Below are 25,472 nucleotides of genomic sequence, written 5' to 3'. Positions count from 1 at the left end.
AAAGGATCTATGAAACACTTACTATCTTACTTCAAATCCTATATCAAAGAATCCATTTTAGCTCCCTTATTCAAGTTACTTGAAGCTGTTTTTGAGCTCTTGGTTCCCATGGTAATTGCTGGGATTGTTGACCAATCTTTGCCTCAGAGAGATCAAGGACATCTTTGGATGCAGATTGCCCTGCTCCTTATCTTTGCAGTGATTGGCGTTTTAGTGGCATTGGTAGCTCAGTTTTACTCAGCCAAGGCTGCGGTAGGTTTTGCCAAAGAACTGACAGACGACCTTTATCGTCATATTCTTTCCCTACCCAAGGATAGCAGAGATCGTCTGACAACTTCTAGCTTGGTCACTCGCTTGACTTCGGATACTTACCAGATTCAGACTGGTATCAATCAATTCCTGCGCCTCTTTTTGAGAGCGCCTATTATCGTTTTTGGAGCCATTTTTATGGCCTATAGAATCTCAGCTGAGCTGACTTTCTGGTTTTTAGTTATGGTTGTCATTTTGACGATTGTTATTGTAGGCCTCTCTCGACTTGTCAATCCTCTCTACAGCAGTCTCAGAAAGAAAACGGACCAACTGGTTCAGGAAACGCGCCAACAATTACAAGGTATGCGGGTTATTCGTGCTTTTGGGCAAGAAAAACGAGAGTTACAGATTTTTCAAACCCTTAACCAAGTTTATGCCAGATTGCAAGAAAAGACGGGTTTCTGGTCTAGTTTGTTAACACCTCTGACCTATCTGATTGTTAATGGAACTCTTCTCGTCATCATCTGGCAGGGATATATTTCAATTCAAGGAGGTTTACTCAGTCAAGGTGCCCTCATTGCCCTTATCAACTATCTCTTGCAGATCTTGGTGGAATTGGTCAAGCTAGCCATGCTGATTAATTCCCTCAACCAGTCCTACATCTCAGCTAAACGAATCGAGGAAGTCTTTGCTGAGGTTCCAGAAGACATCTATTCAGAGTTAGAACAAAAGCAAGCTGCCCGTAATCAGGTTTTACAAGTTCAAGAATTGACTTTTACCTATCCTGATGCGGCCCAGCCTTCTCTGAGAGACATTTCCTTTGATATGACTCAAGGACAAATCCTTGGTATCATTGGAGGAACAGGTTCTGGTAAGTCAAGTTTGGTGCAAGTCTTACTTGGACTTTATCCAGCAGATAAGGGAAGCATTGACCTTTATCGAGATGGACGTAGTCCTCTTAATTTGGAACAGTGGCGGTCTTGGATTGCCTATGTGCCTCAAAAAGTCGAGCTCTTTAAAGGAACTATTCGTTCCAACTTGACGCTGGGTTTCAATCAAGAAGTAACTGACCAAGAACTCTGGAAGGCCTTGGAGATTGCCCAAGCTAAGGATTTTGTCAGTGACAAGGAAGGACTCTTAGATGCCCTAGTTGGGGCAGGAGGTCGAAATTTCTCAGGCGGGCAAAAACAAAGGTTGTCTATCGCCCGAGCAGTCTTGCGCCGAGCACCTTTTCTCATCCTAGATGATGCAACCTCGGCCCTCGACACCATTACCGAGTCTAAGCTCTTGAAAGCTATCCGAGAAAATCTGCCAAATACAAGTTTAATCTTGATCTCTCAACGAACTTCGACTTTACAGATGGCTGACCAGATTCTCCTCTTGGAAAAAGGCGAGCTCCTAGCTATCGGCAAGCACGAGAACTTGATGAAGTCCAGTCAAGTCTATCGTGAAATCAATGCTTCCCAACATGGAAAGGAGGACTAGAATGAGACGACAAACTGCAAACCAGACGCTCACACGTTTGGCTAAAGACCTTGCAAGTCACCCTTTCCTCCTTTTCCTAGCCTTCCTAGGAACTATTGCCCAAGTTGGTTTATCAATTTACCTACCTATTCTGATTGGGCAGGTCATTGACCAGGTCCTATTGGCTGGTTCTTCGCTAGTTTTTTGGCAGATTTTCATTCAGATGATATTGGTGGTCATAGGGAATACCCTAGTTCAATGGGCCAATCCTCTCCTCTATAATCGCCTAATCTTTTCTTATACCAAAGACTTGCGAGAGCGAATCATCCATAAACTCCATCGTTTACCGATTTCCTTTGTAGATAGACAAGGTAGTGGGGAGATGGTTAGTCGTGTAACCACGGATATCGAACAGTTGGCAGCTGGCTTGACCATGATTTTTAACCAATTTTTCATTGGTGTCTTGATGATTTTGGTTAGTATTCTAGCCATGCTCCAAATTCATCTCCTCATGACTCTCTTGGTCTTGCTGTTGACGCCCCTATCCATGGTGATTTCACGCTTTATTGCCAAGAGATCTTATCATCTCTTCCAAAAGCAAACGGAGACAAGAGGGATTCAGACCCAGTTGATTGAAGAATCGCTTAGTCAGCAGACTATTATCCAGTCCTTCAATGCTCAAGGAGAGTTTATCCAAAGATTGCATGAGGCTAATGATAACTACGCAGACTATTCTCAGTCAGCCATCTTTTATTCATCAACGGTCAATCCTTCAACTCGTTTTGTCAATGCACTCATTTATGCGCTTTTAGCTGGAGTGGGAGCTTATCGTATTATGATGGGTTCAACCTTGACCATTGGACGTTTAGTGACTTTTTTGAACTATGTCCAACAGTACACCAAGCCCTTTAATGATATTTCTTCTGTTTTAGCCGAGTTGCAAAGTGCTCTCGCTTGCGCAGAGCGTGTCTATGCAGTCTTAGAAAGTCCTGAGATTGCTGAAACAGGTAAGGAAGTATTGACCAGCGACCAGGTCAAGGGGGCTATTTCCTTTAAACATGTCTCTTTTGGCTATCATACTGAAAAGGTTATGATTAAGGATTTATCCATTGATATTCCAGCTGGTAGCAAGGTTGCTATTGTTGGTCCTACGGGTGCTGGAAAATCAACCCTCATCAATCTCCTCATGCGTTTTTATCCCATTAAATCGGGAGATATCTTGCTAGATGGTCGTTCCATTTATGACTATACCCGAGCATCATTGAGACAACAATTTGGCATGGTGCTCCAAGAAACCTGGCTCAAGCAAGGGACCATTCATGACAATATTGCCTTTGGAAATCCTGAAGCCAGTCGGGAGCAGGTGATTGCTGCTGCCAAAGCAGCCAATGCAGATTTCTTTATCCAACAACTGCCGCAGGGCTATGATACCAAACTGGAAAATGCGGGTGAATCTCTCTCTGTCGGTCAGGCTCAGCTCTTGACTATTGCCCGTGTCTTTCTAGCCATTCCAAAGATTCTTATCTTAGACGAGGCGACTTCCTCCATCGATACGCGGACAGAGATGCTGGTACAGGATGCCTTTGCCAAACTCATGAAGGGACGAACAAGTTTTATCATTGCCCACCGCTTGTCAACCATTCAGGATGCGGATCTGATTCTAGTCTTGGTGGATGGTGACATTGTGGAGCATGGTACCCATCATGACCTCATGGCTAGAAAGGGCAAGTATTACCAAATGCAAAAAGCTGCGGCTTTTAGCTCTGAATAATCCTTTCTATTTTGAAATCTTATGGACAAAAAAAGTTGCCTTCGGGTGACTTTTTTGTTACAATAGCTAGAAAAAATCAGGGTCTTAGAAGGAGAAAACAATGAAAGTCTATCAGCATGTAAATATCGTGACTTGTGACCAAGATTTCCATGTCTATCTGGATGGTATCTTGGCTGTTAAGGATTCTCAAATCATCTATGTCGGTCAAGAGAAGCAAGAGATTTTAGATCAAGCTGAGCAGATTATAGACTATCAAGGGGCTTGGATCATGCCTGGATTGGTCAATTGCCATACCCATTCTGCTATGACAGGCTTGCGAGGGATTCGGGATGACAGCAATCTCCATGAATGGCTTAATGACTATATCTGGCCAGCAGAAGCAGACTTCACTCCCGACATGACTACCAAGGCGGTCAAAGAAGCTCTGACGGAGATGCTCCAGTCAGGAACAACAAGCTTCAACGATATGTATAATCCCAATGGTGTGGATATTGAGCGGATTTATCAGGCAGTGAAAGCTTCCAAGATGCGTTGTTACTTTTCTCCGACTCTCTTTTCTTCAGAAGGTGAAACAACCGATGAGACTATAAGTAGAACACGTGCCATCATTGAGGAAATATTAAAATATAAAAATCCAAATTTCAAAGTCATGGTAGCACCTCATTCTCCTTACAGCTGTAGCAGAGACTTGCTGGAAGCGAGTTTAGAAATGGCAAAAGAGCTAAAACTTCCTCTCCATATCCATGTGGCGGAGACCAAGGAGGAGTCAGGAATTATTCTGAAACGATACGGCAAACGCCCCCTCGCCTTTCTAGACGAACTAGGTTACTTAGATCATCCGTCCGTCTTTGCTCACGGGGTCGAGTTAAACGAGCGAGAAATTGAACGCTTGGCAACTTCTCATGTGGCTATCGCCCATAATCCTATTAGTAACCTCAAACTAGCCTCAGGGATTGCTCCCATCATCCAACTTCAAAAAGCGGGAGTAGCAGTCGGAATTGCGACAGATTCGGTTGCTTCCAATAACAATCTTGATATGTTTGAGGAAGGTCGTACCGCAGCTCTCTTACAGAAAATGAAGAGTGGAGATGCCAGCCAGTTTCCAATTGAAACAGCCCTCAAAGCTCTAACGATAGAAGGTGCTAAGGTTCTTGGAATGGAAAACTTGATTGGAAGTCTTGAAGTTGGCAAGCAAGCGGATTTTCTGGTCGTTCAACCACAAGGGAAAATCCATCTCCAACCTCAGGAAAATATGCTCTCTCACCTCGTTTATGCAGTCAAATCTAGTGATGTTGATGATGTCTACATTGCAGGAGAACAGGTTGTCAAGCAAGGACAAGTTTTGACAGTGGAGATTTAAAAAAATATTTCAAAAAAAGTCTGCAAAAATCTTGCATTCTTTTTTTGTCTATGCTATACTTATATACGGTTTGAAAAAACTGCCTAAGACAGTAGGGGAGCTCGACTCATAAGTATCCTACCGAGGACAAAACGTATCATGTAAAAAGAAGCGTATTGTACTTTCGTGTCTAGGTTTGGGCGCGTTTTTCTTTTGGAGAAATTCCCCAAGCAAAATAATTACGGAGGTGAACACACTAATGAGTGAAGCAATTATTGCTAAAAAAGCGGAACTAGTTGACGTAGTAGCTGAAAAAATGAAAGCTGCTGCATCTATCGTCGTTGTAGACGCTCGTGGTTTGACAGTTGAGCAAGATACAGTTCTTCGTCGTGAGCTTCGTGGAAGCGAAGTTGAGTATAAAGTCATTAAAAACTCAATCTTGCGTCGTGCAGCTGAAAAAGCTGGTCTTGAAGATCTTGCATCAGTATTTGTTGGACCATCTGCAGTAGCATTTTCTAACGAAGATGTTATCGCACCAGCGAAAATCTTGAACGATTTTGCTAAAAACGCTGAAGCACTTGAAATCAAAGGTGGTGCAATCGAAGGCGCTGTCGCATCTAAAGAAGAAATCGTTGCTCTTGCAACTCTTCCAAACCGCGAAGGACTTCTTTCTATGCTCCTTTCTGTACTTCAAGCGCCAGTGCGCAACGTTGCTCTTGCAGTCAAAGCGGTTGCAGACAACAAAGAAGACGCAGCTTAATCTTAAGCTACGCAGCGTAGCCTAGCTACGAAAAAACTATTATAAAATTTAAAACTTATTTGGAGGAAATAACAATGGCATTGAACATTGAAAACATTATTGCTGAAATTAAAGAAGCTTCAATCCTTGAATTGAACGACCTTGTAAAAGCTATCGAAGAAGAATTTGGTGTAACTGCAGCTGCTCCTGTAGCTGTTGCTGCAGCTGGTGCTGCTGACGCTGGTGCTGCTAAAGATTCATTTGACGTTGAGTTGACAGCTGCTGGTGACAAAAAAGTTGGCGTTATCAAAGTTGTACGTGAAATCACTGGTCTTGGACTTAAAGAAGCTAAAGAACTTGTTGATGGTGCACCAGGTGTCATCAAAGAAGGCGTTCCAACTGCAGAAGCCGAAGAAATCAAAGCTAAATTGGAAGAAGCTGGAGCTTCAGTTACTCTTAAATAATAGAGCGACTACTTTTGTAGCTTAAAAACATGATTAAACCGCTATTCTTAGGACTAGCGGTTTTTTATATTTTCTATAAATTATTATCTAGAGATAGTAATTTATAAGTATGAGTTGCCTTTTCAATAAAGGGGTTATATAATAGTAATATAGTTAGGGAAGATTGGTCTTTAAAATTATAATTTTTATTAAAAAGGAGAAAAGATGGCATTAAATTTGTTTGATGTTATTCGTTATGAAGGTGAAGATACAAGGAATATACTTGCTTGGAGACATCCTAAAACGAATATTAAGATGGGGGCAACTGTAATTGTAAATCCTGGTCAGCGTGCTGTGTTTTTTTCAAATGGAAGAGCAGTAGCTAGTTATGATGCTGGTAAACATAAGATTGAAGGAAATGATATTCAGCTAGGTTCAGGAATAAAAAGTTTTCTAAGCGGAGCTATTTCATCTGACTCATCATTTTTGTGGTTTGTAAACATGTATGATTTACAACCGATTGGGTGGGGAACTTCTTCTCCTATAATGGTTCGAGATCCAGAAAGTGATATTCCTGTTGAATTGAAAATACATGGGAATTTTATTCCTCGAATTGTAGATTTGGAAGCATTTATACTAGAATTTATGCCAAGTCACCCTGATCTTATAACAGCTGCTATTTTACAAAAACGATTTAGACAAACTGCCAGTGGACTGATTAGTTCAGCTATTTCACAGGTAATATATAACTTTAAGATTCCAATTATTGATATTGAGATGCACAGTTTTGATATAGCTGTTGGTTTGTCAGAAATTTTATCTAGCCATTTTGCTAAGTATGGAATTAGTATTGAAGAATTTAACATTGAGGCTTTAAAGGTAAATCAGAATAGCAATGGATATAGAGAAATCTTTAACTTCTACAAGCAAATTTTAGAAGCCAAAAGCAAGCAGGCTAGTCGAGATATTGAAGAGTATACGTATCAAGAAGAGAGACAATTTGATATTTTAGAAGAGGCAGCTAAGAATAATGATTCTACAGGGAACCTAATGGGAACAGGCATGAAAATCGCTATGGGACTTGGTTTAGGAGCTAAATTCGGCAACTTGGTGGATCAGATTGAAGATAGGAATTCATTTGACAAAGATGTTAATCAGCATCAAACTGACATCAAAGGAGAAACGGGCTTAGCTAATTTTTGTAGCCAATGCGGGACTGCTTTTTTGGGAGGAGCAAACTTTTGTTCTAATTGTGGGCACGAAAGATAGTTCGAACCTTAGGAAAAAATAATTTTTTATACCATTCTAGTTTGAATATTATCTTTAACTTTTGTTTTTTGTATTGTCACATTTATTTTTGATTTTATTTGGGAAATCTGGGGTTGCCAGAATTTCCCTTTTTCTTAGAAATCTGAAAACTAAGGTTTCTTTGTTTGTATCTTTAGATCATTCAAATTATGTAATTCCAAGTATGAAAATGTATGAATAAATACAAAGAACTATGAAAAGTACTTGGAAAGTTTTTAATAAAGTAAGGGATTTACTTAGACAAGTTCTATGACAGGAGGATATTTTGGATGTACCAAGTATTTCGTTTATTAAGTATACTTTTTATGGGATTAACAAGTGCAACATTTTTTATTTCACTATGGACAGTAACCCTATTTCTAGAACATGGTGAGCCAATTTTCTCAATAGTGATTCCTATTATTTTTTCTTTATCAGGTTTCTTTTTGTCTTCCTTTGCATTTTATAGCTTTGGTGTTTTAGAAAATATAAAAATTAAAGTCAAAGCTTTGGATGAAATATATAATGGGAAAGCCCTTTATAGAGAATATATAGCAACTAGAGGAGAAGATAGGTGAAGCAGTATATTAAGAATAATTGGAAAAAAGGCTTTCATTGGTTAATTTCAAATATAGTAATACTCTGTTTTGTAGTTTTATCACTTGCTATCTTTTCTATAGATGATGGACCAACTATCTTTATATTGAAAAATCTTGCTTTTATAATTTTGGCAAAATCTATTGGAATTCCCATTGTTATCAGTTTTTTATTTTTATCATTTCAAAATGTTACCTTTCTACCGATTGCTTTAATTATTTTATATTTATTTCGAGAAAAAATTAAAGATTCCTTTTCCTTGAAGAAATTAAAACAGAAGAATTTACTTCAAATGCTTGTTTTAATCATTTTATCATCACTTTTTGAAATTGAAAAATCTAGGGAATGGTCTATTCGATTTCTATTTCTTTTAGCTCCGTGGTATTTATTTAGTCTATTCTCAATATTGGTAATGACTTATTGTGAGTCTAAGAGACAAGAAGAAGTCAAGAAGCGAAATCAAATACAAGCTTTATTCACCTTATTTGAAAAGCACCAGATTAACAAAAATACCTATCCTGTTATTTGTCCATCATGTAGTGGTGAGAATCTGCTTGACCTAGGGCAAGGTAAATCATGTGATTATTGTGGTGCATGGTTATCTAGAAAGGAAATATAAATGAGACGCTATCGTTTAATCATTTCCAAGGTTGTTTATCCTGTAGTATCTTTCATATGTATTATTTCGGGATTGAAATTTTATCAGTCCATAGATAAGGAAATAAGATGGTTATTAGGAAAAAAAGAAGGATTACTTCACGATTTCTACTTTATGTGGCTTTTAATAGTTACAATTTTGTTTGTTTTATTTTTCCTATTTTTGATTCTATCTGCTTTTTTATTTTTAAAACAGCCACGGATGAAACAATATGACAAAGCTTTGATAACAGTCCTTAAGTTTGAAGAACAAGAAGAGGATGTTATTGAAATTAAGGGGAAAGAATTACGAGATGAGTTATCTTATCGACTATCAGCAAAACGTGTTTATTGTCCTACTTGTCATAAGCCAACAGATGGAGTAATTGGAACTGAATTGACCTGTGCAACTTGCGGTAAAACTTTTATAGTTTCTTGATTTTAGGATAATCGAAATGATGTTATCTTTTTTCTGTTCTAAATGGGTAAACCTACTTGAAATTATGGTCTGATACGAAAGTTCTAGTTTTTTTACTGATAATTACTAGAATCTTGATATAATTTCAATTTTCTTCTTGACTCTGACCTTAGGTAAGGGATTATACTAATAGTAGATAAGAAAGGAGATTACCATGCAAATCAATATGATTCGTTCAGATAAAGTTTACCAAGAGATGCTCGAGCTTCCTTTAGAAAAGAGAGAAGGTTGCTTTCGAGCTAAAATATTAGCACCTTTTGCAATCAAATACCAAACTCAACACATCCCTTTGAAAGCAAAGTATCCTGGAGGATTTGATGCTCTATTCCTACTTGGCTTTATGAATCTGTTGCCCGGAACTCTATCAGAAAAGGATAGACCATCTATTGACGCTCTGAGCTCTGATCAACTCTGGCAAAATTGTCAAGATACCATCAAGAGGAGTATTAGTCTTTTTGAGCAGGCTGGCTATGACTTAGAGGTTGAGGATTATCATTTTACTATTTTATTGGGCAACCCTGAAAAGCCCATGTTACAGCTCAATAAGGGTTATAGTGGAGATGGCGGAATTCCAGGCTACATCATGCTTAGTCTGCTACCAAATGACTATACTTTACCACGTGTGCAGGCTGCGTTGGCTCACGAGTGCAATCACAATGTCCGTTTCCAATTTATCAAATGGAATCAGCAGACGACATTAGCAGACTGGGTAGTCAGTGAAGGATTGGCAGAGTCTTTTGCAGCCGAGCTTTATGGTAAAGAGCTCATCGGACCCTGGGTCACTTCAACCAGTCCAGAGCAGTTAGAAGAGATTAAGCCCATCATCTCAAGTCAGCTTCAGCTAATGGGGATGGCGGAAATGGCTCCTTATCTTTACGGTGATGAAATTGCAGAGATACAGGGTCAAATTCCGGTTGGTATGCCCTATGCTGCAGGCTATGCTTATGGCTATCATCTGATACAAGCCTATCTGAAAAAGACTGGCAAGAACATTATTGAGGCTACAGTGACGCCTACAGAAGAGATTTTAGAGGCGACGAAAGACTTTTGGAAATGACACTTTTGCTTGCAAATCTGCCAGAGTTTGATATAATGTAGGTAATTTCTGGAGGTAACTATATGCACTATAAAAGAGTTGAATTAAAAGTCACAAATCAAGGTATCCATGAGCGCAAGATTTTTCAAGGTGTCAAGATTTTCAGTCGCAGCAAACTATCCAAAGATCAGAAAAACATTCTAACACAGAAGCTTTACCTGACTCCGAAGCAGAATATCGTTTACTATCAGCGAACAGATGTCAACTATGACCAGAACTGGCATCATAATAAGGACTATTATGAATTAGCTTATGGTCAGATAGACAAAGAGACGGTTTTTAAGGTTTGTCAAGATTTTGACGAACTAAGTCCTTTTCTGGAGAATGATCTGCTTGAGAAGCTAAAAGAAAAGCAGTCAGCAGGCAAATTTTTTGAAAAATTAGATATATAAAAATCCGGCTGCTTTTATAAGCAGTCGGATTTCTTCTAGTGTGATAGTGCTGAAACAATACCTTTACTATCATAGCCTTGGCTACATTTTTAAAAGTTGTTTTAGCTGTGTTGAGGAGCTTGATACTGATGTCATCGAGTCGACCATAGTATACTGCCATCTATTCATCTGATGAGAGGGATTTTATCATCCAGATATTCATAGCAGGGTGGCCGGCGGCGTTAGAAAGTGGTTGTTGTAGTGCTGTAAAACCATAGTGTTGATAGATGGCCACAGCCGTAGCCAGTTCAGTAGAGGTTTCTAGATAAAGCTGTTCATAACCAGCTAGACGGGCTTCCTGGAATATCCGCTTTATCAACCTGCTGGAATAACCTTTGCCACGGCTATTTTTAGTGACATACAGTTTTTGTAATTCAGCAATCTTATCAGACACAGGTGCAAAGCCACCACAGCCAACTAGCTGCCCTTCATCTTCCAGAACAAAGTAAGCTGCTCTCTCTTGCTGTTGATAATAGTCGGCCAAATGATCTAGATGAGAATCAAAGTAGACAGTTCCTGGTTTGTCAAGCCCGAATTCTTCTAGGCTGGCTCGAATAAGCTGCGCTACAGCTAGATTGTCTCTCACTTCCATTGGCCGTAAGTTCATCATTTGTCCTCCGATAGGATGTATCGACTAATTAAACAATACCTTGTGCAATCATAGCGTTTGCTACGTTTTCGAAGGCAGCGATATTTGCTCCTGCAAGGTAGTCAGTACCAAGACCGTATGTTTCAGCAGTTGTTTTAGCTGTGTTAAAGATATTGGTCATGATGTCTTTGAGGCGTCCATCAACTTCTTCACGTGTCCATGAAAGGCGAAGGCTGTTTTGGCTCATTTCAAGTGCTGATACAGCTACACCACCAGCGTTGGCAGCTTTGGCAGGTCCGTAAAGGATTCCGTTTTCTTTGTAGACTTTAATCGCATCAAGGTCACTAGGCATGTTGGCACCTTCAGACACACAGATAACGCCTTGAGCAACTAAGCGTTTTGCCGCATCACCATTGATTTCATTTTGAGTTGCACATGGAAGAGCGATGTCGTAGTTACCAGTGTAAGTCCATACAGAACCTTCATGGTAAGTAGCAGTTGCTTTCTCAGCTGCATACTCAGTCAAACGTGCACGACGGTTATTCTTCACATCTGCTAGAAGGTCGAAGTCAATACCATTTTCATCGATGACATAACCGTTTGAGTCAGATACAGAGATAACAGTTGCACCAAGTTCAGTCGCTTTTTGAAGAGCGTATTGAGCTACGTTACCAGAACCTGAAATAACAACTTTCTTACCAGCAAAACTGTTACCATTAGCTTTGAGCATTTCTTCAGTGTAGTAGACCAATCCATAACCAGTTGCTTCTGGACGAATCAAGCTACCACCAAATCCAAGAGGTTTACCAGTCAAGACACCCGCATCAAATTGGTTAAGACGTTTGTATTGTCCGTAAAGGTAACCAATTTCGCGTCCTCCAACACCGATATCACCAGCAGGTACGTCAAGAGATGGTCCGATGTATTTTTGCAATTCAGTCATGAAGCTTTGGCAGAAGCGCATCACTTCAGCGTCAGTCTTCCCTTTAGGATCGAAGTCTGATCCCCCTTTACCTCCACCGATTGGAAGTCCAGTCAAGACGTTTTTAAAGATTTGTTCAAATCCGAGGAATTTTAAGATTCCTTGGTTTACAGTTGGGTGGAAACGAAGTCCGCCTTTATATGGTCCAACAGCTGAGTTAAATTGAACACGGTAACCACGGTTAACTTGAACTTTTCCATCACGGTCAACCCAAGGAACACGGAAAGAAATTACGCGCTCAGGTTCAGTGATACGTGCCAAGATGTTTTCTTCGATATACTCAGGGTGTTTTTCAAATACAGGTTCCAAAGTGCTGAAGAATTCTTCAACCGCCTGGAGAAATTCAGCCTCGTGCCCATTACGAGCTGTTACAGTTTCAAACACGCTTTGGATATAGTCTTTAGCAGATGTCATATCGTTCTCCTTTATTCTTGTCCTATTTTATTACGTGAGACATTATAGCAGAATTTTTTTTCAGTGTAAAGAAAAAAACGGAAATTTTCTAAAAATTCTCTCAATTTGCAAAACCGAACGTTTTATATTGAAATTAGTTTCTCAAAGAGAAAATCTGAAAGTATGGTATAATATTAGAAATAAAAGGAATCTGGAGGATTAGAATCATGGTATCAACGAAAACACAAATAGCTGGCTTTGAGTTTGACAATTGCTTGATGAATGCGGCGGGTGTTGCTTGTATGACGATAGAAGAGCTTGAAGGGGTTAAAAACTCAGCAGCAGGTACTTTTGTCACGAAGACAGCGACCTTGGACTTTCGTCAGGGCAATCCTGAGCCACGTTACCAGGATGTTCCACTTGGTTCTATCAACTCCATGGGCTTGCCAAACAATGGTTTAGACTATTATCTGGACTATCTTTTGGACCTGCAGGAAAAAGAACCAAACCGAACGTTTTTCCTTTCCCTAGTCGGCATGTCTCCAGAGGAAACACATACCATCTTGAAAAAAGTCCAAGAGAGTGAGTTTAAAGGATTGACAGAGCTCAATCTCTCTTGTCCAAATGTTCCAGGGAAGCCTCAGATTGCTTATGATTTCGAGACAACAGACCGTATCTTGTCAGAGGTATTTGCCTACTTTACTAAACCTCTTGGAATTAAGTTGCCACCTTATTTTGATATTGTCCACTTTGACCAAGCAGCAGCTATTTTCAACAAGTATCCACTCAAGTTTGTCAACTGTGTCAATTCTATCGGAAATGGCCTTTATATAGAAGGCGAGTCGGTCGTTATTCGTCCTAAAAACGGTTTTGGTGGAATTGGTGGAGAATACATTAAACCAACAGCCCTTGCTAATGTTCATGCCTTTTATCAACGTTTAAATCCTCAAATTCAAATCATTGGGACTGGTGGAGTATTAACTGGTCGTGATGCCTTTGAACATATCCTCTGCGGTGCGAGTATGGTGCAAGTAGGGACCACTCTTCACAAAGAAGGTATCAGTGCTTTTGAACGCATTACCAATGAACTGAAAGCTATTATGGCGGAAAAAGGGTACGAGAACCTAGAAGATTTCCGTGGGAAATTGCGCTATATTGATTAAAGTTAGAAAAAAATCAGAAGAAAGGAGAGAAGATGCTAGCCATAGAAGAGAGTCAAAAGGTATCTCTATCAAATTTATCTAGCTTGATTCTATTTACAGGGACAGACCAGGGCCAGTTTGAAGTTATGAAGAGTCAAGTGTTGAAACAGATTGGTTATGATCCAGCTGATCTCAATTTTGCTTACTTTGATATGAAAGAAGTAGCCTATAAAGACTTAGAGTTGGAGTTGGTCAGTCTCCCTTTCTTTGCGGATGAAAAAATCGTGATATTAGACCATTTTGTCGATATTACAACAGCCAAGAAACGTTTTTTAACAGATGATGAGCTCAAGTCGTTTGAGGCATACCTTGATAACCCTTCACCGACGACTAAACTCTTGATTTTTGTGGAAGGAAAGTTGGATAGTAAAAGACGGTTGGCCAAATTGCTCAAACGAGATGCGACTGTATTTGATGCTATTGAACCCAAGGAACAAGAACTCCGCCAGTATTTCCAAAAATGGAGTCAGACACAAGGTCTGCAGTTTGTGGGGCAGTCCTTTGAAAATCTACTTCTCAAATCTGGTTTTCAATTTAGTGAAATCCAGAAAAATCTCCTTTTTTTGCAGTCTTATAAGTCAGACGGCGTGATTGAGGAGAAGGATATTGTCGAGGCTATACCAAAGACCCTGCAGGACAATATTTTTGATTTGACTCAGCTTATTTTAGCTAAGAAGATTGACCTGGCCCGTGACCTGGTTAGAGACTTGACCTTGCAAGGGGAGGATGAAATCAAGCTCATAGCTGTCATGTTAGGACAGTTTCGTACCTTTACCCAAGTGAAGATTTTATCAGAGACTGGTCAGACGGAATCGCAGATTGCAAGCAGTCTGGGAACTTATTTGGGGCGCAATCCTAATCCTTATCAAATGAAGTTTGCATTAAGAGATTCGAGAGGGATTTCCTTGGCTTTTCTCAAGCGAGCGATTTCTTATTTGATTGAAACAGACTATCAGATTAAGACAGGTATCTATGAAAAAGGTTACTTGTTTGAAAAGGCACTTTTGCAGATCGCGGCAGAAGCAAATTGAGCAAAAAACTTGAAAAAAGAGGATGATTGCGTTATAATTTTCATATAGAAAGAAAAAGAGGTATTACAGATGGCTATTATCTTACCAGACCTTCCATACGCATACGACGCTTTGGAACCATACATTGATGCAGAAACAATGCACTTGCACCATGACAAACACCACCAAACTTATGTAAACAATGCAAATGCAGCTCTTGAAAAACACCCTGAAATTGGTGAAGACCTTGAAGCCTTGCTTGCTGATGTAGACTCTATCCCAGCTGATATCCGTCAAGCACTTATCAACAATGGTGGTGGACACTTGAACCACGCTCTTTTCTGGGAATTGATGACTCCTGAAAAGACTGCTCCTTCAGCAGAACTTGCAGCAGCAATCGATGCAACATTTGGTTCATTTGAAGAGTTCCAAGCAGCCTTTACAGCAGCAGCTACAACTCGCTTCGGTTCTGGATGGGCTTGGTTGGTTGTCAACAAAGAAGGAAAACTTGAAGTAACTTCAACAGCAAACCAAGATACACCAATCTCAGAAGGAAAAAAACCAATCTTGGGCTTGGACGTTTGGGAACATGCTTACTACGTGAAATACCGCAACGTGCGTCCTGACTACATCAAAGCTTTCTTCTCAGTCATCAACTGGAATAAGGTAGACGAGCTTTACGCAGCAGCTAAATAATAAAATATGGAGGGAAGAATTGTTCTTCTCTTTTTAAAGTTATAAAGCAGAAGTCTGACAGAATCGTCAGACTTTTTTCATTTTCAGGATATTCGTGCCAACTTGTAGAAAATATGGTAAAATAGAGTGTTAAGTAATCGTGGAAAAGGAAGACTATGCGTAAAGAAATTGCACCTGAATTATACAATTATAACAAGTTTCCTGGCCCAGAATTTCATGTGAATGGGGATAAGGTTGAGACTGAAGGGATTGCTTTTACCTTGGTTGAAAATATCAAGGATGCTTTCGATGTGACCGTCTTTAATCAACGCTTCTCAGAAGTGTTGACCAAGTTTGATTATGTCGTGGGGGACTGGAGCAATGAACAGCTCCGTCTACGTGGCTTTTATAAAGACGACCGAACAGAGGAAAAAATTGAAAAAATCAGTCGCTTACAGGATTATCTTTTAGAGTATTGTAGTTATGGTTGTGCTTATTTTGTCCTAGAAAACCAAGCACCGAAGCGTGCGTCGTTTGACAAGAAAATGCGTAAAAAGGAAGAGGAGAATCTTCCTAGAAGAGGAAAGAAACCTTCTCAAAACAAGAGAAAACCAAATGCGGATAAGCGAAATAGACGTCGTCATAAGGATCAAAAGTCTCAGAAAGAGGACAAGGGACAGCGCCATTTTATCATTCGTCAGAAATAGATAGAGAAATAAGGAGAAGAGATGAAACCGTCTATTTATAGTTTAACACGTCAAGCCATGCAAGAATGGGTATTAGAACAAGGGGAAAAGAAATTCCGTGCAGATCAAATCTGGGAATGGCTCTACCGTAAACGTGTCCAGTCATTTGAAGAAATGACCAACCTTTCCAAGGATTTGATTGCCAGGCTCAATGACCAGTTTGTGGTCAATCCTTTGAAACAGCGGATCGTACAAGAGTCAGCTGACGGTACTGTTAAGTATCTTTTCGAGTTGCCAGATGGCATGTTGATTGAGACAGTACTCATGCGTCAACACTACGGTTTGTCAGTCTGTGTGACCACTCAGGTTGGCTGTAATATTGGTTGTACCTTCTGTGCGTCAGGCTTGATTAAGAAGCAACGTGACCTTAATAACGGTGAAATTGTAGCGCAGATCATGCTGGTTCAGAAATACTTTGATGAGCGTGGTCAGGACGAACGTGTCAGCCATATCGTTGTCATGGGAATTGGTGAACCATTTGATAACTACAACAATGTATTGAATTTTGTCCGTACCATCAATGATGACAAGGGGATGGCAATCGGTGCTCGTCATATCACGGTTTCAACCTCAGGTTTGGCCCATAAAATTCGTGACTTTGCTAATGAAGGCGTACAGGTCAATCTGGCTGTTTCCCTTCACGCACCAAACAATGAATTGCGTTCAAGCATCATGAAAATTAACCGTGCCTTTCCGATTGAAAAGCTTTTCGCAGCTATTGAGTATTATATCGAAACAACCAATCGCCGTGTGACCTTTGAATATATCATGCTCAATGAAGTCAACGATGGCGTTGAACAAGCCTTGGAATTGGCTGAGTTGCTCAAGAACATCAAGAAATTGTCTTATGTCAACTTGATTCCTTATAACCCAGTTAGTGAACATGACCAATATAGCCGTAGTCCCAAAGAGCGTGTGATGGCCTTCTACGATACCCTCAAGAAGAAAGGGATTAACTGCGTTGTCCGTCAAGAGCATGGTACAGATATTGATGCAGCTTGTGGACAATTGCGCTCCAATACAATGAAACGTGACCGCCAGAAGGCAGTCGCAGCGGTAAATCCATAAAATGACAAGAAAAAGAGAATTAATCTTGAGATTGGGAGTGGCTATTTACAGTCTTTGCATTGTCTGTTTTTGCTTCACTCCCCAACCTCAGCTTCCTACAGGAGTGGAAACTCCAGGTATTCAAACTTTTGGACGCCTGGTTTTTCTTTTAACTCCCTTAAACTCCCTTTGGAATCTGGGTGAAGTGACCAGTTTGGGACAAGTCCTTTGGATCTTTTTGCAGAACATTTTAAATGTCTTCTTGCTTTTCCCGCTAGTCTTTCAACTGATCTATCTCTGTCCAAACTTGCGACAAACCAAAAAAATCATCCTTCTCAGCTTTCTACTGAGCCTAGGAATCGAGTGTACGCAGCTGGTCTTAGACTTTTTCTTTGATTTTAATCGGGTCTTTGAGATTGATGATTTGTGGACCAATACCCTGGGAGGCTATTTGGCTTGGCTCCTCTATAAAGGACTGCATAAAAACAAGATAAGGAATTAGAATGAGTATTTTAGAAGTTAAAAATTTAAGTCACGGTTTTGGTGACCGTGCAATTTTTGAAGATGTGTCCTTCCGTCTCCTCAAGGGAGAACATATCGGTCTAGTCGGCGCCAATGGTGAAGGGAAATCAACCTTTATGAGCATCGTGACTGGTAAGATGTTACCAGATGAAGGGAAGGTGGAGTGGTCCAAATATGTGACTGCTGGCTATCTGGATCAGCACGCTGTACTAAAGGAAGGTCAAACCGTGCGTGATGTCTTGCGTACAGCCTTTGATGAGCTATTTAAAGCAGAAGCTCGTATCAATGACCTCTATATGGAAATGGCTGAAGACGGAGCGGATATCGACGCGCTCATGGAAGAAGTTGGCGAACTACAAGACCGTTTGGAGAGTCGTGACTTCTATACTTTGGATGCTAAGATTGATGAAGTAGCGCGTGCTCTGGGTGTCATGGACTATGGCATGGATACAGACGTAACAGCCTTGTCAGGTGGACAAAGAACCAAGGTCCTCTTGGCTAAACTCCTCCTTGAAAAACCAGATATTTTGTTGCTTGACGAGCCAACCAACTACTTGGATGCTGAGCATATTGACTGGCTCAAACGTTATCTCCAAAACTATGAGAATGCCTTTGTCCTTATTTCGCACGATATTCCTTTCCTCAACGACGTAATCAATATCGTCTACCATGTGGAAAATCAACAGCTGACGCGTTACTCTGGTGACTATTACCAGTTCCAAGAAGTCTATGCTATGAAGAAATCTCAACTGGAGGCAGCCTACGAACGCCAACAGAAAGAGATTGCAGACCTCAAGGATTTCGTGGCTCGAAACAAAGCGCGTGTTGCAACGCGTAATATGGCCATGTCTCGTCAAAAGAAATTGGATAAGATGGATATTATCGAACTCCAAAGCGAGAAACCAAAGCCATCCTTTGATTTCAAACCAGCTCGTACGCCAGGGCGCTTTATCTTCCAAGCCAAGGACTTGCAGATTGGTTATGACCGTCCCCTTACCAAACCCTTAAACCTCACCTTTGAACGCAATCAAAAGGTTGCCATTATTGGGGCCAATGGTATTGGGAAAACAACCCTCTTGAAGTCTCTCTTGGGCATTATTCCTCCCATTGCTGGGGAAGTTGAACGCGGAGATTACCTAGAACTTGGTTATTTTGAGCAAGAAGTAGAAGGTGGCAATCGCCAGACGCCTCTAGAAGCGGTCTGGAACGCCTTTCCAGCACTTAACCAAGCAGAAGTTCGGGCAGCCCTTGCTCGTTGTGGTTTGACGACTAAGCACATCGAAAGTCAGATTCAGGTCTTATCAGGTGGAGAACAAGCCAAGGTGCGTTTCTGTCTCTTGATGAATCGTGAAAACAACGTTTTAGTACTTGACGAGCCGACCAACCACTTGGATGTGGATGCCAAGGATGAACTCAAACGGGCGCTTAAAGAATACAAAGGAAGCATTCTTATGGTTTGCCACGAACCAGACTTTTATGAAGGCTGGATGGACCAAATATGGGACTTTAACAAGCTAACTTAAAGGCGCTAAAAAGCCAAGTCGAAATGACTTGGCTTTTTTGACTAGTAATTTAAAAAGCTTTCAACTTCAGATTTCTCAATTTCTTTACCGTAGTGGCAAATCGGACAAGAAACGAAATAACTTTTACCATAAGGGAAAAGTGGAATCCAGTAGAGGGTGAACTTGCGTCCAGTTTCTACAATCTCCCAAGTGTCAACATTGTTACAGTGACCACATTCGATCGCAGTTTGCGTATGTCCCAATTCTTTCTGATAACCTTTAGAACCCCAAAATAAAATCATATCATCGTCTCCTTATCTGTTGATGGCTTATTTTTTGCTGAAGTCGTAGTCCTTGACCACTTCGATACTGTCAATGGTGATAGCAGTAGTTGGTTTATCTTTTTCATCTTTTTCAGCCTTAGCAATCTTGTCAACAACATCCATGCCATCGATGACTTGACCAAAAACAGGGTGTTTGCCATCTAGGCTAGGATTTCCACCCTCTTTATAGGCTTCGATGATTTTCTTTGGATACTTGCTGGTAGGGAGTTTAGCAGAAATATCTGTTGAGTTTTGGTTGATGAAGAACTGGCTACCGTTGGTGTTTGGTTGACCTGTGTTAGCCATAGCAAGGGCTCCTCGGATATTGTATAGGTAAGGAGAGATTTCATTTTTGAAACCAGTTCCCTTGTCCTTCGTTTTGTCCTTATCATGCCAGATGGATTGGCCACCTGTACCATCTCCCTTAGGATCTCCAGTTTGGACCAAAGAAATCTATCGTGTCAGCTTTAATGGTGCACCGGCGAAGTTTGACATTCGTAGCGGGAGTCCTGACCACACCAAGATGGGGAAAGGATTTACCCTCTTAAATGAAGAATTTCAAATCATGGTGGATGCTTTTAAGGGAGATAAGTAAACAATAAGGAGTGGGATTATCCCACTTCTTTTTTTCATCAAAATTGAAACTATAATTACACCGAAAAAGCTAATTTGAAATAATTTAGTATAGAATTTCCACAATATTTTACAAAGGAGTTTTAAGAAAATGTGTGTTAAAATCAAAATAATTAGATAAATTTTGTTTTTAAAAATCAATTGCTTGATAAATCAAAGAAAAACGAATATAATAATATAAATTAGTTTAGTAAAATTAGTTAAGTAATGCACAAAGTTTTAAATCTGTTTTTAGAAGATTAAGATTAAAGTGTAATATTTATATAGATAAAATTAACCTTTAGGAGGAGTTTTATATGGGAGGACTTAAGAAATCCCTGTTTTTGGGTTATTCTCAGTCGTCTGTTTATGAGGTAGTGAATGAACTCAAGTCTCAAGTAAATGAGTTGGAAATCCGTAATTCACAGTTGCTTAAACCATTGAGGAACTTAAAGATAAAGAACTGTTTGTTTCGGAGGCTATTGTTGAGGCTAAACGTTTATCTATTGATATAATTTCAGAAGCTGAGGTTCAGTCTGAACAGTTAGTTAATGAGATGAAAACTCGCATCGAGCAATCAGTAGAAGAGCTCAAGCAGTTAAAGATTTGACTGCTGCAATTACTGCAGTCGAGTCAACAAAATCTAAGCTTATAGAGAAACCAAAACCGATTGTTGTTGAAAAAGATGAGACCAAGGTAGAAGTTAAAGCATATAATACTATTCATCGCGATAATGCAGACCTTGACAAAGGAACTGAAAAGATTGTTCAAGAAGGTAAAGATGGTAGTATCACTACGGTTGAACACATTGTCTTAGTTAATGGTGTGGAAACTGAACGCAAAGTTGTTTCAACTAATAAAATTGATGCAGTTAATCAAATTATTGAAGTAGGAACAAAAGAAGTAGTCACTCCAGTTAAACCGGTAGATCCAGTTAAACCAGCTGATAAAACTATTAATAATTTGGAAGTTTCTGAAAAAGTACAATTACCAAAGACTGGTACTGAATCAAATATTTGCTCAGCCCTAGGGATTTCACTTATGGCTGTTACAGTTCTTGGTTTATTCTTAAGAGAAAAAAAATATAGTAAGAAATAAAAGGGATAATTATGAAATTTGACAAACGAAAACGATTTGCTATTCGTAAAATTAGTGTAGGAGTAGCTTCGGTGCTTGTTGGGCTGTTTTTCGTCGGTTCGATGGTTAATGCACCTCAAGTAAATGCAAGTGAATTAAAAAGTGAAGAGGGGGTAGAGGTCAATAAGGGAGTTGAAGAAAGATCTACTAAGGAAGTAACCTCTGAGGAAATTAGTGTTCCAGAACCATATCGTGCCCCTGCGACTTTTGTAGCACCAACTACAGAAAATGATTCGACTGTAGTTTCAACCACTGAGTCAACTACGGAAGTAACTGTAAAAGAAACGGAAAAAACAACTGTTGCGATAGCTCCATCAACTGCACCATTAGCAGAAAAAAAGGCAGAACTTAAAGTTGATGAAAAAGAAGTTCCAGAAACTGAAGCTAAACCAGAGGTAGACGCTATTCTTCAACCTCTTAAAGAACAGTTGAACAATAGCATTCTTGAAGCAAAAGCTGTTAATCAAGAAGCTGAAAAACAAGAAGCTAAACTAGACGATAGTGAATCTAAAAAAGTTCTTTCAGATGCACTTCAAGCTTCAAAAGCAGAGTTGGTAGTAGCTCAACAACTTTCTGAAAAGGCTCAATTAACTAAAGCTGATTTAGAACTTAGCATTGGACGCCTTCAATCTGCCATCGAGTCCGTCTACACAGAAATGAAACGATCAGGTCACTCAGGTTTCGTATCATATATGCTTGCTGATAATGCGAGTACTCCGTCAGATGGTAAGACACCGTATATGACCATCGAGAACTATAGTGGTTTCCATACTCTCATACATAACGGTACAACTGTTGAAGTTAGATATAAGATGGGTCTTACTCGTATTACTTCTGATGAGGTTGAACTATCACAAGGTGCAAAAGATCTAGGCCTTACTTATGATCCAGTTGGAGAATATGTCTACGGGACTCTTAATCTTAATGGTGGAATCCCAAGCGGAACCTATGACATTGGTTTGGTTTCTAAAACCAATCCTAATGTGAAGGCAACTCTTCCTTTAACAATAACTAAACCACACTCATATGCCTTGTCTACTCTCTCTAACGACCGATTTGACTTATCTGCATCAAAAGCTAATGATTATTATGACCAAGCAACAGGCGATATGGGGGAAAATAATACTCGTGTTAATAAGTATACGATTCCAACAACACCATTTGGATATTACCTGACGCCTGGTTATAGTGATAATACACCTGTTACAGTAGCAGATGCTAAGCCTGATACACCAAAGTACAATACTGAGCTTGGGCTCTATGTTGCGGACGATTCTAGAGTAACTGCTTTCCCATCAACACCAGTTTTATTGGAGCGTATCGAACGTTTGGATACAACGCCAGAAGTAGAATATGAATTGGCAGTTACCGGAGATCCGTATGGTAAGTTTTATAGTGATGAAAATTGGATGGTTCATGACCCAAATCGCACGCCGTATCGACTACGCTTTACCAAACTCCCTGCTCAACAGGGTACATTTACGATTAAGTTTAAAACTATCGATAAACTGGGACAAGAACGTATCTTTAATGTAGAGTTAACTACAGAAGAACGTTCAAAAGCTACAACTGATGATGCCAACGGATTTTATCTTACAAATGCGGATGTCAAATTTACTCCAAATACTAAAACTGCAGTCTTAAATAAAGAGGGAATCGTATCAGTTCCTCGTTCAGATAAAGAACAAACTATTGGTAAGATTGAACTAAACAAGGTCAACGCTAAAGTTAAACCTGTTCGTTTCCCTGATGGTACTGAGTATGACGAAGCCACTCAAACCATTAAGAAAAAGGCCGGTGTTAAGCTAGCACCTGGTAAGTATAACTTTGAAGTACGTGCCATTGATGGTCACTTTGGAGATAATGCGCCAAACCGTGTCTTCCAGTTTGAGGTAACAGATGTTATCAGCCCAATTGACCACCAAGTCTGGAAAGAGGGAGAAAAGTTCCCAAGCATTCCAGTAACTCTTGAAGGTGGATCGACAATCGCGAATATTCGTGTAACGACTAATAGCGGAGACACCTACGCTACAGTAAGCTCTGATAATATCACTAAAACACTAGAAGGTTACGGGGTTCTTCAAACTACTGAAAACAAAACTGCACGTGTAGAAGTTGACTACTATAATGCCGATGGTGGTATCTCAACTACCTTTACAACCTTCACTTTTGAAGTTAAGCCACGTGATGGAATTGGAGTTGACCTTGATGTAACCAACCATGAACAAACCATCAAAGAAGGTGAAAAGTTCAAGGATATGGTCATCACTCACACTGATGGAGCAACTTTAAAAGTTGATACAGCAGCTCTTCCTAAGGGCACTCGCTATAATAAAGCAACAAAAACGATTGCTGGTAAAGGTTTAGTCGAAGGGACATACCGCATCAAAGTTATAGCAGAAAAAGATGGTCAAGCTGTACAAAAATATGTTACTTTAACAGTATTGCCTGGTCCATTGCATGCTGAAAACTATACTCGTGAAGTTACAGTCGGCGATGAAATCGATCCAATTGAAATTGCGATTCCAAATAGAGCAGAATTTTCTGGAGATATTCGTGGTGAACTTGGTCTTAACTATGATTATAATACAAAAATTCTTTCTGGAACTACAAATTCAGTTGGTACTAAAACATATACCTATAAATTAAAACGTGGTTTAGAAGAAGCTACTGGTACAATCACTATCACAGTTAAACCAAGACCAATTACGGTAAATAGTGGTGAACAAACGGTTGAAGTCGGAACTCCTATCACTAACTTTGTAATTCAACCGAGTGAACGTGCGGATATTGGATATATTCGCTATGGTACATTTGAAGCAGGAATCCAAAATCTACCTAGTGGTCTGACTTACGATCCTGATACAAAGACAATTTCTGGTACTCCAACTTCAGTGGGTGAGTTTACTGTTAACTATATAGCATACTATAAAGGCTTGGAAAATGATACTGCCCAAGGTACCTTTAAGCTTACTGTTACGAAGAAACCTATCCAAGTAACTGGTGGCGAGACTGAAGTTCAAGTATTGACTAAGATGACTCCTGTGAAGGTTGAGGCTTCAGAAGGAGCAACTATTTCAGTTGACCTTAATGACTATAGCAAACCTTCTAATCCTTTAACTGGCAAATATCCAAGTATTTTACCAGAAGGGGTCACTTATGATGAGTCAACTCATACCTTCTCGGGTACTCCTAAGAAACTTGGTATCTATCGTATCCCTGTTAAAGCTCGGTACGAAAATTTTTATGGTAATGACCAAGCTGATGGAGAGGTAGTTATTAAAGTTACCGAATCACCTGTTGCTATCGAGATTTCTAACAAAGAGCAAACTGTAACAGTTGGTGATGCTATTACTCCTGCAGTAGTAACTCACAATAATCTTTCAACTGTCACTATGAAGACACCATACGGCTTAGTAGAAGAATCTGAGATTAACGCTATTATCGCAGAATATGGTTTGACATATGATCCTGCTACTAAGACATTTACTGGCACACCTACAAAAGCTGGTACTTTCACAATTCGTATGCAGGCTACTAACGCTGCTGAAGTGGGAGGAGCTTCAGCTATCGATACATTTACTCTTACAGTAAATCCTAAAGCTGAGAAAGGTCTTGATCTTAAAGTTTCTGGTGGTCGTCAACTTGTTCAACTAGGTAAAGCGATCACTGATATCACTTTAACTCACACTCCTGGTTCTGAGCTTACACTTGATGAAACAAGTCTTCCTGCTGGTGTGACATTCGACGCTGCTACTAAGACAATCTCTGGTACTCCAACGGCAGTAGGTAGTTACACAGCTAAAGCTACAGCAACCCTTGATGGCAAATCTGTATCTAAAGATGTCATCATCGATGTTGTGGATATCAAAGATGGTAAAGACGGAAAAGATGGAAAATCACCAGTCGTAACTGTTAAAGATAACGAAGACGGTACTCACACAGTTAAAGTTGTGAATCCAGATGGAACAACAACCGAGACAGTTATCAAGAATGGTAAAGATGGTAAGACACCAACTGTAACCGTTAAAGATAACCAAGACGGTACTCACACAGTTAAAGTTGTGAACCCAAATGGAACAACAACCGAGACAGTTATCAAGAATGGTAAAGATGGTAAGACACCAACTGTAACCGTTAAAGATAACCAAGATGGTACTCATACAGTTAAAGTTGTAAACCCAGATGGTGAAACAACAGAA

At 39.9% G+C, this 25,472-nt stretch carries 23 protein-coding genes, 2 pseudogenes and 1 other annotated feature; of the genes and pseudogenes, 21 read left to right on the top strand and 4 right to left on the bottom strand.

Annotated features, from left to right (window positions below; genetic code table 11):
* Window positions 1–9: 9 nt before the first annotated feature.
* The 11 genes from ACUW6H_RS03625 (at window position 10) to ACUW6H_RS03575 (ending at window position 10,491) form a co-directional block, all read left to right on the top strand.
* Complete coding sequence (locus ACUW6H_RS03625) at window positions 10–1,734, top strand: ABC transporter ATP-binding protein (protein WP_454361316.1); 1,725 nt, start codon at window positions 10–12, stop codon at window positions 1,732–1,734.
* A gap of 1 nt (window position 1,735) precedes the next feature.
* The gene (locus ACUW6H_RS03620; RefSeq protein ID WP_454361314.1) at window positions 1,736–3,484 is read left to right on the top strand and encodes an ABC transporter ATP-binding protein; all 1,749 of its coding nucleotides are present in this window, start codon (window positions 1,736–1,738) and stop codon (window positions 3,482–3,484) included.
* Between the two features lie 100 nt (window positions 3,485–3,584).
* Complete coding sequence (locus ACUW6H_RS03615) at window positions 3,585–4,844, top strand: TRZ/ATZ family protein (protein WP_454361312.1); 1,260 nt, start codon at window positions 3,585–3,587, stop codon at window positions 4,842–4,844.
* Between the two features lie 64 nt (window positions 4,845–4,908).
* Window positions 4,909–5,044, top strand: a sequence feature (ribosomal protein L10 leader region).
* Between the two features lie 38 nt (window positions 5,045–5,082).
* Complete coding sequence (rplJ, locus tag ACUW6H_RS03610) at window positions 5,083–5,583, top strand: 50S ribosomal protein L10 (protein ID WP_001287274.1); 501 nt, start codon at window positions 5,083–5,085, stop codon at window positions 5,581–5,583.
* Window positions 5,584–5,657: 74 nt separating this feature from the next.
* A complete protein-coding gene (rplL, locus tag ACUW6H_RS03605; RefSeq protein WP_001196964.1) occupies window positions 5,658–6,026 on the top strand; it encodes a 50S ribosomal protein L7/L12 in 369 nt (122 codons plus the stop codon).
* A 204-nt stretch (window positions 6,027–6,230) separates the two neighbouring features.
* Window positions 6,231–7,274 carry an SPFH domain-containing protein gene (locus ACUW6H_RS03600; RefSeq protein ID WP_454361309.1) on the top strand — a complete coding sequence of 348 codons (1,044 nt, stop codon included), beginning with the start codon at window positions 6,231–6,233 and terminating at the stop codon, window positions 7,272–7,274.
* A 308-nt stretch (window positions 7,275–7,582) separates the two neighbouring features.
* Entirely contained in the window at window positions 7,583–7,870 is a 288-nt protein-coding gene (locus tag ACUW6H_RS03595; protein WP_049536404.1) for a hypothetical protein, read from the top strand.
* Window positions 7,867–8,508, top strand: coding sequence for a hypothetical protein (locus ACUW6H_RS03590; RefSeq protein WP_454361307.1), 642 nt, complete (start codon window positions 7,867–7,869; stop codon window positions 8,506–8,508). Before ACUW6H_RS03595 ends, ACUW6H_RS03590 begins: the two co-directional genes overlap by 4 nt.
* Window positions 8,509–8,964, top strand: coding sequence for a hypothetical protein (locus tag ACUW6H_RS03585; RefSeq protein WP_213988043.1), 456 nt, complete (start codon window positions 8,509–8,511; stop codon window positions 8,962–8,964).
* A gap of 193 nt (window positions 8,965–9,157) precedes the next feature.
* On the top strand, window positions 9,158–10,060 hold the full coding sequence (locus ACUW6H_RS03580) for a DUF2268 domain-containing protein (RefSeq protein WP_454361304.1): 903 nt from the start codon (window positions 9,158–9,160) through the stop codon (window positions 10,058–10,060).
* Window positions 10,061–10,122: 62 nt separating this feature from the next.
* Window positions 10,123–10,491, top strand: coding sequence for an EXLDI protein (locus ACUW6H_RS03575; RefSeq protein WP_454361302.1), 369 nt, complete (start codon window positions 10,123–10,125; stop codon window positions 10,489–10,491).
* Between the two features lie 160 nt (window positions 10,492–10,651).
* On the opposite strand, the gene ACUW6H_RS03570 is transcribed toward ACUW6H_RS03575, so the two are convergent.
* The gene (locus ACUW6H_RS03570; protein ID WP_454361300.1) at window positions 10,652–11,137 is read right to left on the bottom strand and encodes a GNAT family N-acetyltransferase; all 486 of its coding nucleotides are present in this window, start codon (window positions 11,135–11,137) and stop codon (window positions 10,652–10,654) included.
* Between the two features lie 31 nt (window positions 11,138–11,168).
* Window positions 11,169–12,515, bottom strand: a complete 1,347-nt coding sequence (gdhA, locus tag ACUW6H_RS03565) for an NADP-specific glutamate dehydrogenase (protein ID WP_454361298.1) — start codon at window positions 12,513–12,515, stop codon at window positions 11,169–11,171.
* Between the two features lie 206 nt (window positions 12,516–12,721).
* Between gdhA and ACUW6H_RS03560 the strand changes: the two genes are divergently transcribed.
* The 7 genes from ACUW6H_RS03560 (at window position 12,722) to ACUW6H_RS03530 (ending at window position 19,219) form a co-directional block, all read left to right on the top strand.
* The gene (locus ACUW6H_RS03560; RefSeq protein ID WP_454361296.1) at window positions 12,722–13,657 is read left to right on the top strand and encodes a dihydroorotate oxidase; all 936 of its coding nucleotides are present in this window, start codon (window positions 12,722–12,724) and stop codon (window positions 13,655–13,657) included.
* Window positions 13,658–13,689: 32 nt separating this feature from the next.
* Window positions 13,690–14,727, top strand: coding sequence for a DNA polymerase III subunit delta (gene holA, locus ACUW6H_RS03555; RefSeq protein ID WP_247924212.1), 1,038 nt, complete (start codon window positions 13,690–13,692; stop codon window positions 14,725–14,727).
* A 69-nt stretch (window positions 14,728–14,796) separates the two neighbouring features.
* A complete protein-coding gene (sodA, locus tag ACUW6H_RS03550; RefSeq protein WP_000974728.1) occupies window positions 14,797–15,402 on the top strand; it encodes a superoxide dismutase SodA in 606 nt (201 codons plus the stop codon).
* Window positions 15,403–15,557: 155 nt separating this feature from the next.
* Window positions 15,558–16,088, top strand: coding sequence for a YutD family protein (locus ACUW6H_RS03545; protein WP_084944613.1), 531 nt, complete (start codon window positions 15,558–15,560; stop codon window positions 16,086–16,088).
* Between the two features lie 21 nt (window positions 16,089–16,109).
* The gene (rlmN, locus tag ACUW6H_RS03540; RefSeq protein ID WP_247924211.1) at window positions 16,110–17,195 is read left to right on the top strand and encodes a 23S rRNA (adenine(2503)-C(2))-methyltransferase RlmN; all 1,086 of its coding nucleotides are present in this window, start codon (window positions 16,110–16,112) and stop codon (window positions 17,193–17,195) included.
* Between the two features lies 1 nt (window position 17,196).
* A complete protein-coding gene (locus ACUW6H_RS03535; protein WP_247929763.1) occupies window positions 17,197–17,676 on the top strand; it encodes a VanZ family protein in 480 nt (159 codons plus the stop codon).
* Between the two features lies 1 nt (window position 17,677).
* Window positions 17,678–19,219 carry an ABC-F family ATP-binding cassette domain-containing protein gene (locus ACUW6H_RS03530; protein WP_000025359.1) on the top strand — a complete coding sequence of 514 codons (1,542 nt, stop codon included), beginning with the start codon at window positions 17,678–17,680 and terminating at the stop codon, window positions 19,217–19,219.
* Window positions 19,220–19,260: 41 nt separating this feature from the next.
* Here ACUW6H_RS03530 and ACUW6H_RS03525 read toward each other — a convergent pair whose 3' ends face one another.
* Together ACUW6H_RS03525 and ACUW6H_RS03520 are read right to left on the bottom strand one after the other, a co-directional pair.
* Complete coding sequence (locus tag ACUW6H_RS03525; protein ID WP_096406815.1) at window positions 19,261–19,500, bottom strand: zinc-ribbon domain-containing protein; 240 nt, start codon at window positions 19,498–19,500, stop codon at window positions 19,261–19,263.
* A 27-nt stretch (window positions 19,501–19,527) separates the two neighbouring features.
* A pseudogene (locus ACUW6H_RS03520) lies at window positions 19,528–19,968 on the bottom strand (peptidylprolyl isomerase); the annotation flags it as partial.
* On the opposite strand from ACUW6H_RS03520, the pseudogene ACUW6H_RS03515 reads away from it, so the two are divergent.
* From ACUW6H_RS03515 to ACUW6H_RS03505, 3 genes and pseudogenes are all read left to right on the top strand, one after another.
* A pseudogene (locus ACUW6H_RS03515) lies at window positions 19,961–20,116 on the top strand (YdbC family protein); the annotation flags it as partial. The pseudogenes ACUW6H_RS03520 and ACUW6H_RS03515 overlap by 8 nt on opposite strands.
* Before the next feature lie 623 nt (window positions 20,117–20,739).
* Entirely contained in the window at window positions 20,740–21,231 is a 492-nt protein-coding gene (locus ACUW6H_RS03510; RefSeq protein ID WP_096406820.1) for a G5 domain-containing protein, read from the top strand.
* 11 nt (window positions 21,232–21,242) lie between these two features.
* On the top strand, window positions 21,243–25,472 hold a 4,230-nt coding region (locus ACUW6H_RS03505; protein WP_454361291.1), incomplete at its 3' end, for a collagen-flanked surface repeat-containing protein.

The sequence above is a fragment of the Streptococcus sp. 151470009-6 genome (assembly GCF_053628175.1).
This window is presented reverse-complemented; position numbering and strand designations above follow the sequence as displayed.

Bases quoted from the DNA above. Each gene is read 5' to 3' on its own strand.
- rplJ (WP_001287274.1), top strand. From the start codon at position 5,083: ATGAGTGAAGCAATTATTGCTAAAAAAGCGGAACTAGTTGACGTAGTA.
- ACUW6H_RS03530 (WP_000025359.1), top strand. From the start codon at position 17,678: ATGAGTATTTTAGAAGTTAAAAATTTAAGTCACGGTTTTGGTGACCGT.
- sodA (WP_000974728.1), top strand. From the start codon at position 14,797: ATGGCTATTATCTTACCAGACCTTCCATACGCATACGACGCTTTGGAA.
- ACUW6H_RS03625 (WP_454361316.1), top strand. From the start codon at position 10: ATGAAACACTTACTATCTTACTTCAAATCCTATATCAAAGAATCCATT.
- ACUW6H_RS03580 (WP_454361304.1), top strand. From the start codon at position 9,158: ATGCAAATCAATATGATTCGTTCAGATAAAGTTTACCAAGAGATGCTC.
- ACUW6H_RS03585 (WP_213988043.1), top strand. From the start codon at position 8,509: ATGAGACGCTATCGTTTAATCATTTCCAAGGTTGTTTATCCTGTAGTA.
- rlmN (WP_247924211.1), top strand. From the start codon at position 16,110: ATGAAACCGTCTATTTATAGTTTAACACGTCAAGCCATGCAAGAATGG.
- ACUW6H_RS03570 (WP_454361300.1), bottom strand. From the start codon at position 11,137: ATGAACTTACGGCCAATGGAAGTGAGAGACAATCTAGCTGTAGCGCAG.
- ACUW6H_RS03545 (WP_084944613.1), top strand. From the start codon at position 15,558: ATGCGTAAAGAAATTGCACCTGAATTATACAATTATAACAAGTTTCCT.
- ACUW6H_RS03535 (WP_247929763.1), top strand. From the start codon at position 17,197: ATGACAAGAAAAAGAGAATTAATCTTGAGATTGGGAGTGGCTATTTAC.
- holA (WP_247924212.1), top strand. From the start codon at position 13,690: ATGCTAGCCATAGAAGAGAGTCAAAAGGTATCTCTATCAAATTTATCT.
- ACUW6H_RS03575 (WP_454361302.1), top strand. From the start codon at position 10,123: ATGCACTATAAAAGAGTTGAATTAAAAGTCACAAATCAAGGTATCCAT.
- ACUW6H_RS03600 (WP_454361309.1), top strand. From the start codon at position 6,231: ATGGCATTAAATTTGTTTGATGTTATTCGTTATGAAGGTGAAGATACA.
- ACUW6H_RS03595 (WP_049536404.1), top strand. From the start codon at position 7,583: ATGTACCAAGTATTTCGTTTATTAAGTATACTTTTTATGGGATTAACA.
- ACUW6H_RS03560 (WP_454361296.1), top strand. From the start codon at position 12,722: ATGGTATCAACGAAAACACAAATAGCTGGCTTTGAGTTTGACAATTGC.
- gdhA (WP_454361298.1), bottom strand. From the start codon at position 12,515: ATGACATCTGCTAAAGACTATATCCAAAGCGTGTTTGAAACTGTAACA.
- ACUW6H_RS03525 (WP_096406815.1), bottom strand. From the start codon at position 19,500: ATGATTTTATTTTGGGGTTCTAAAGGTTATCAGAAAGAATTGGGACAT.
- ACUW6H_RS03615 (WP_454361312.1), top strand. From the start codon at position 3,585: ATGAAAGTCTATCAGCATGTAAATATCGTGACTTGTGACCAAGATTTC.
- ACUW6H_RS03620 (WP_454361314.1), top strand. From the start codon at position 1,736: ATGAGACGACAAACTGCAAACCAGACGCTCACACGTTTGGCTAAAGAC.
- rplL (WP_001196964.1), top strand. From the start codon at position 5,658: ATGGCATTGAACATTGAAAACATTATTGCTGAAATTAAAGAAGCTTCA.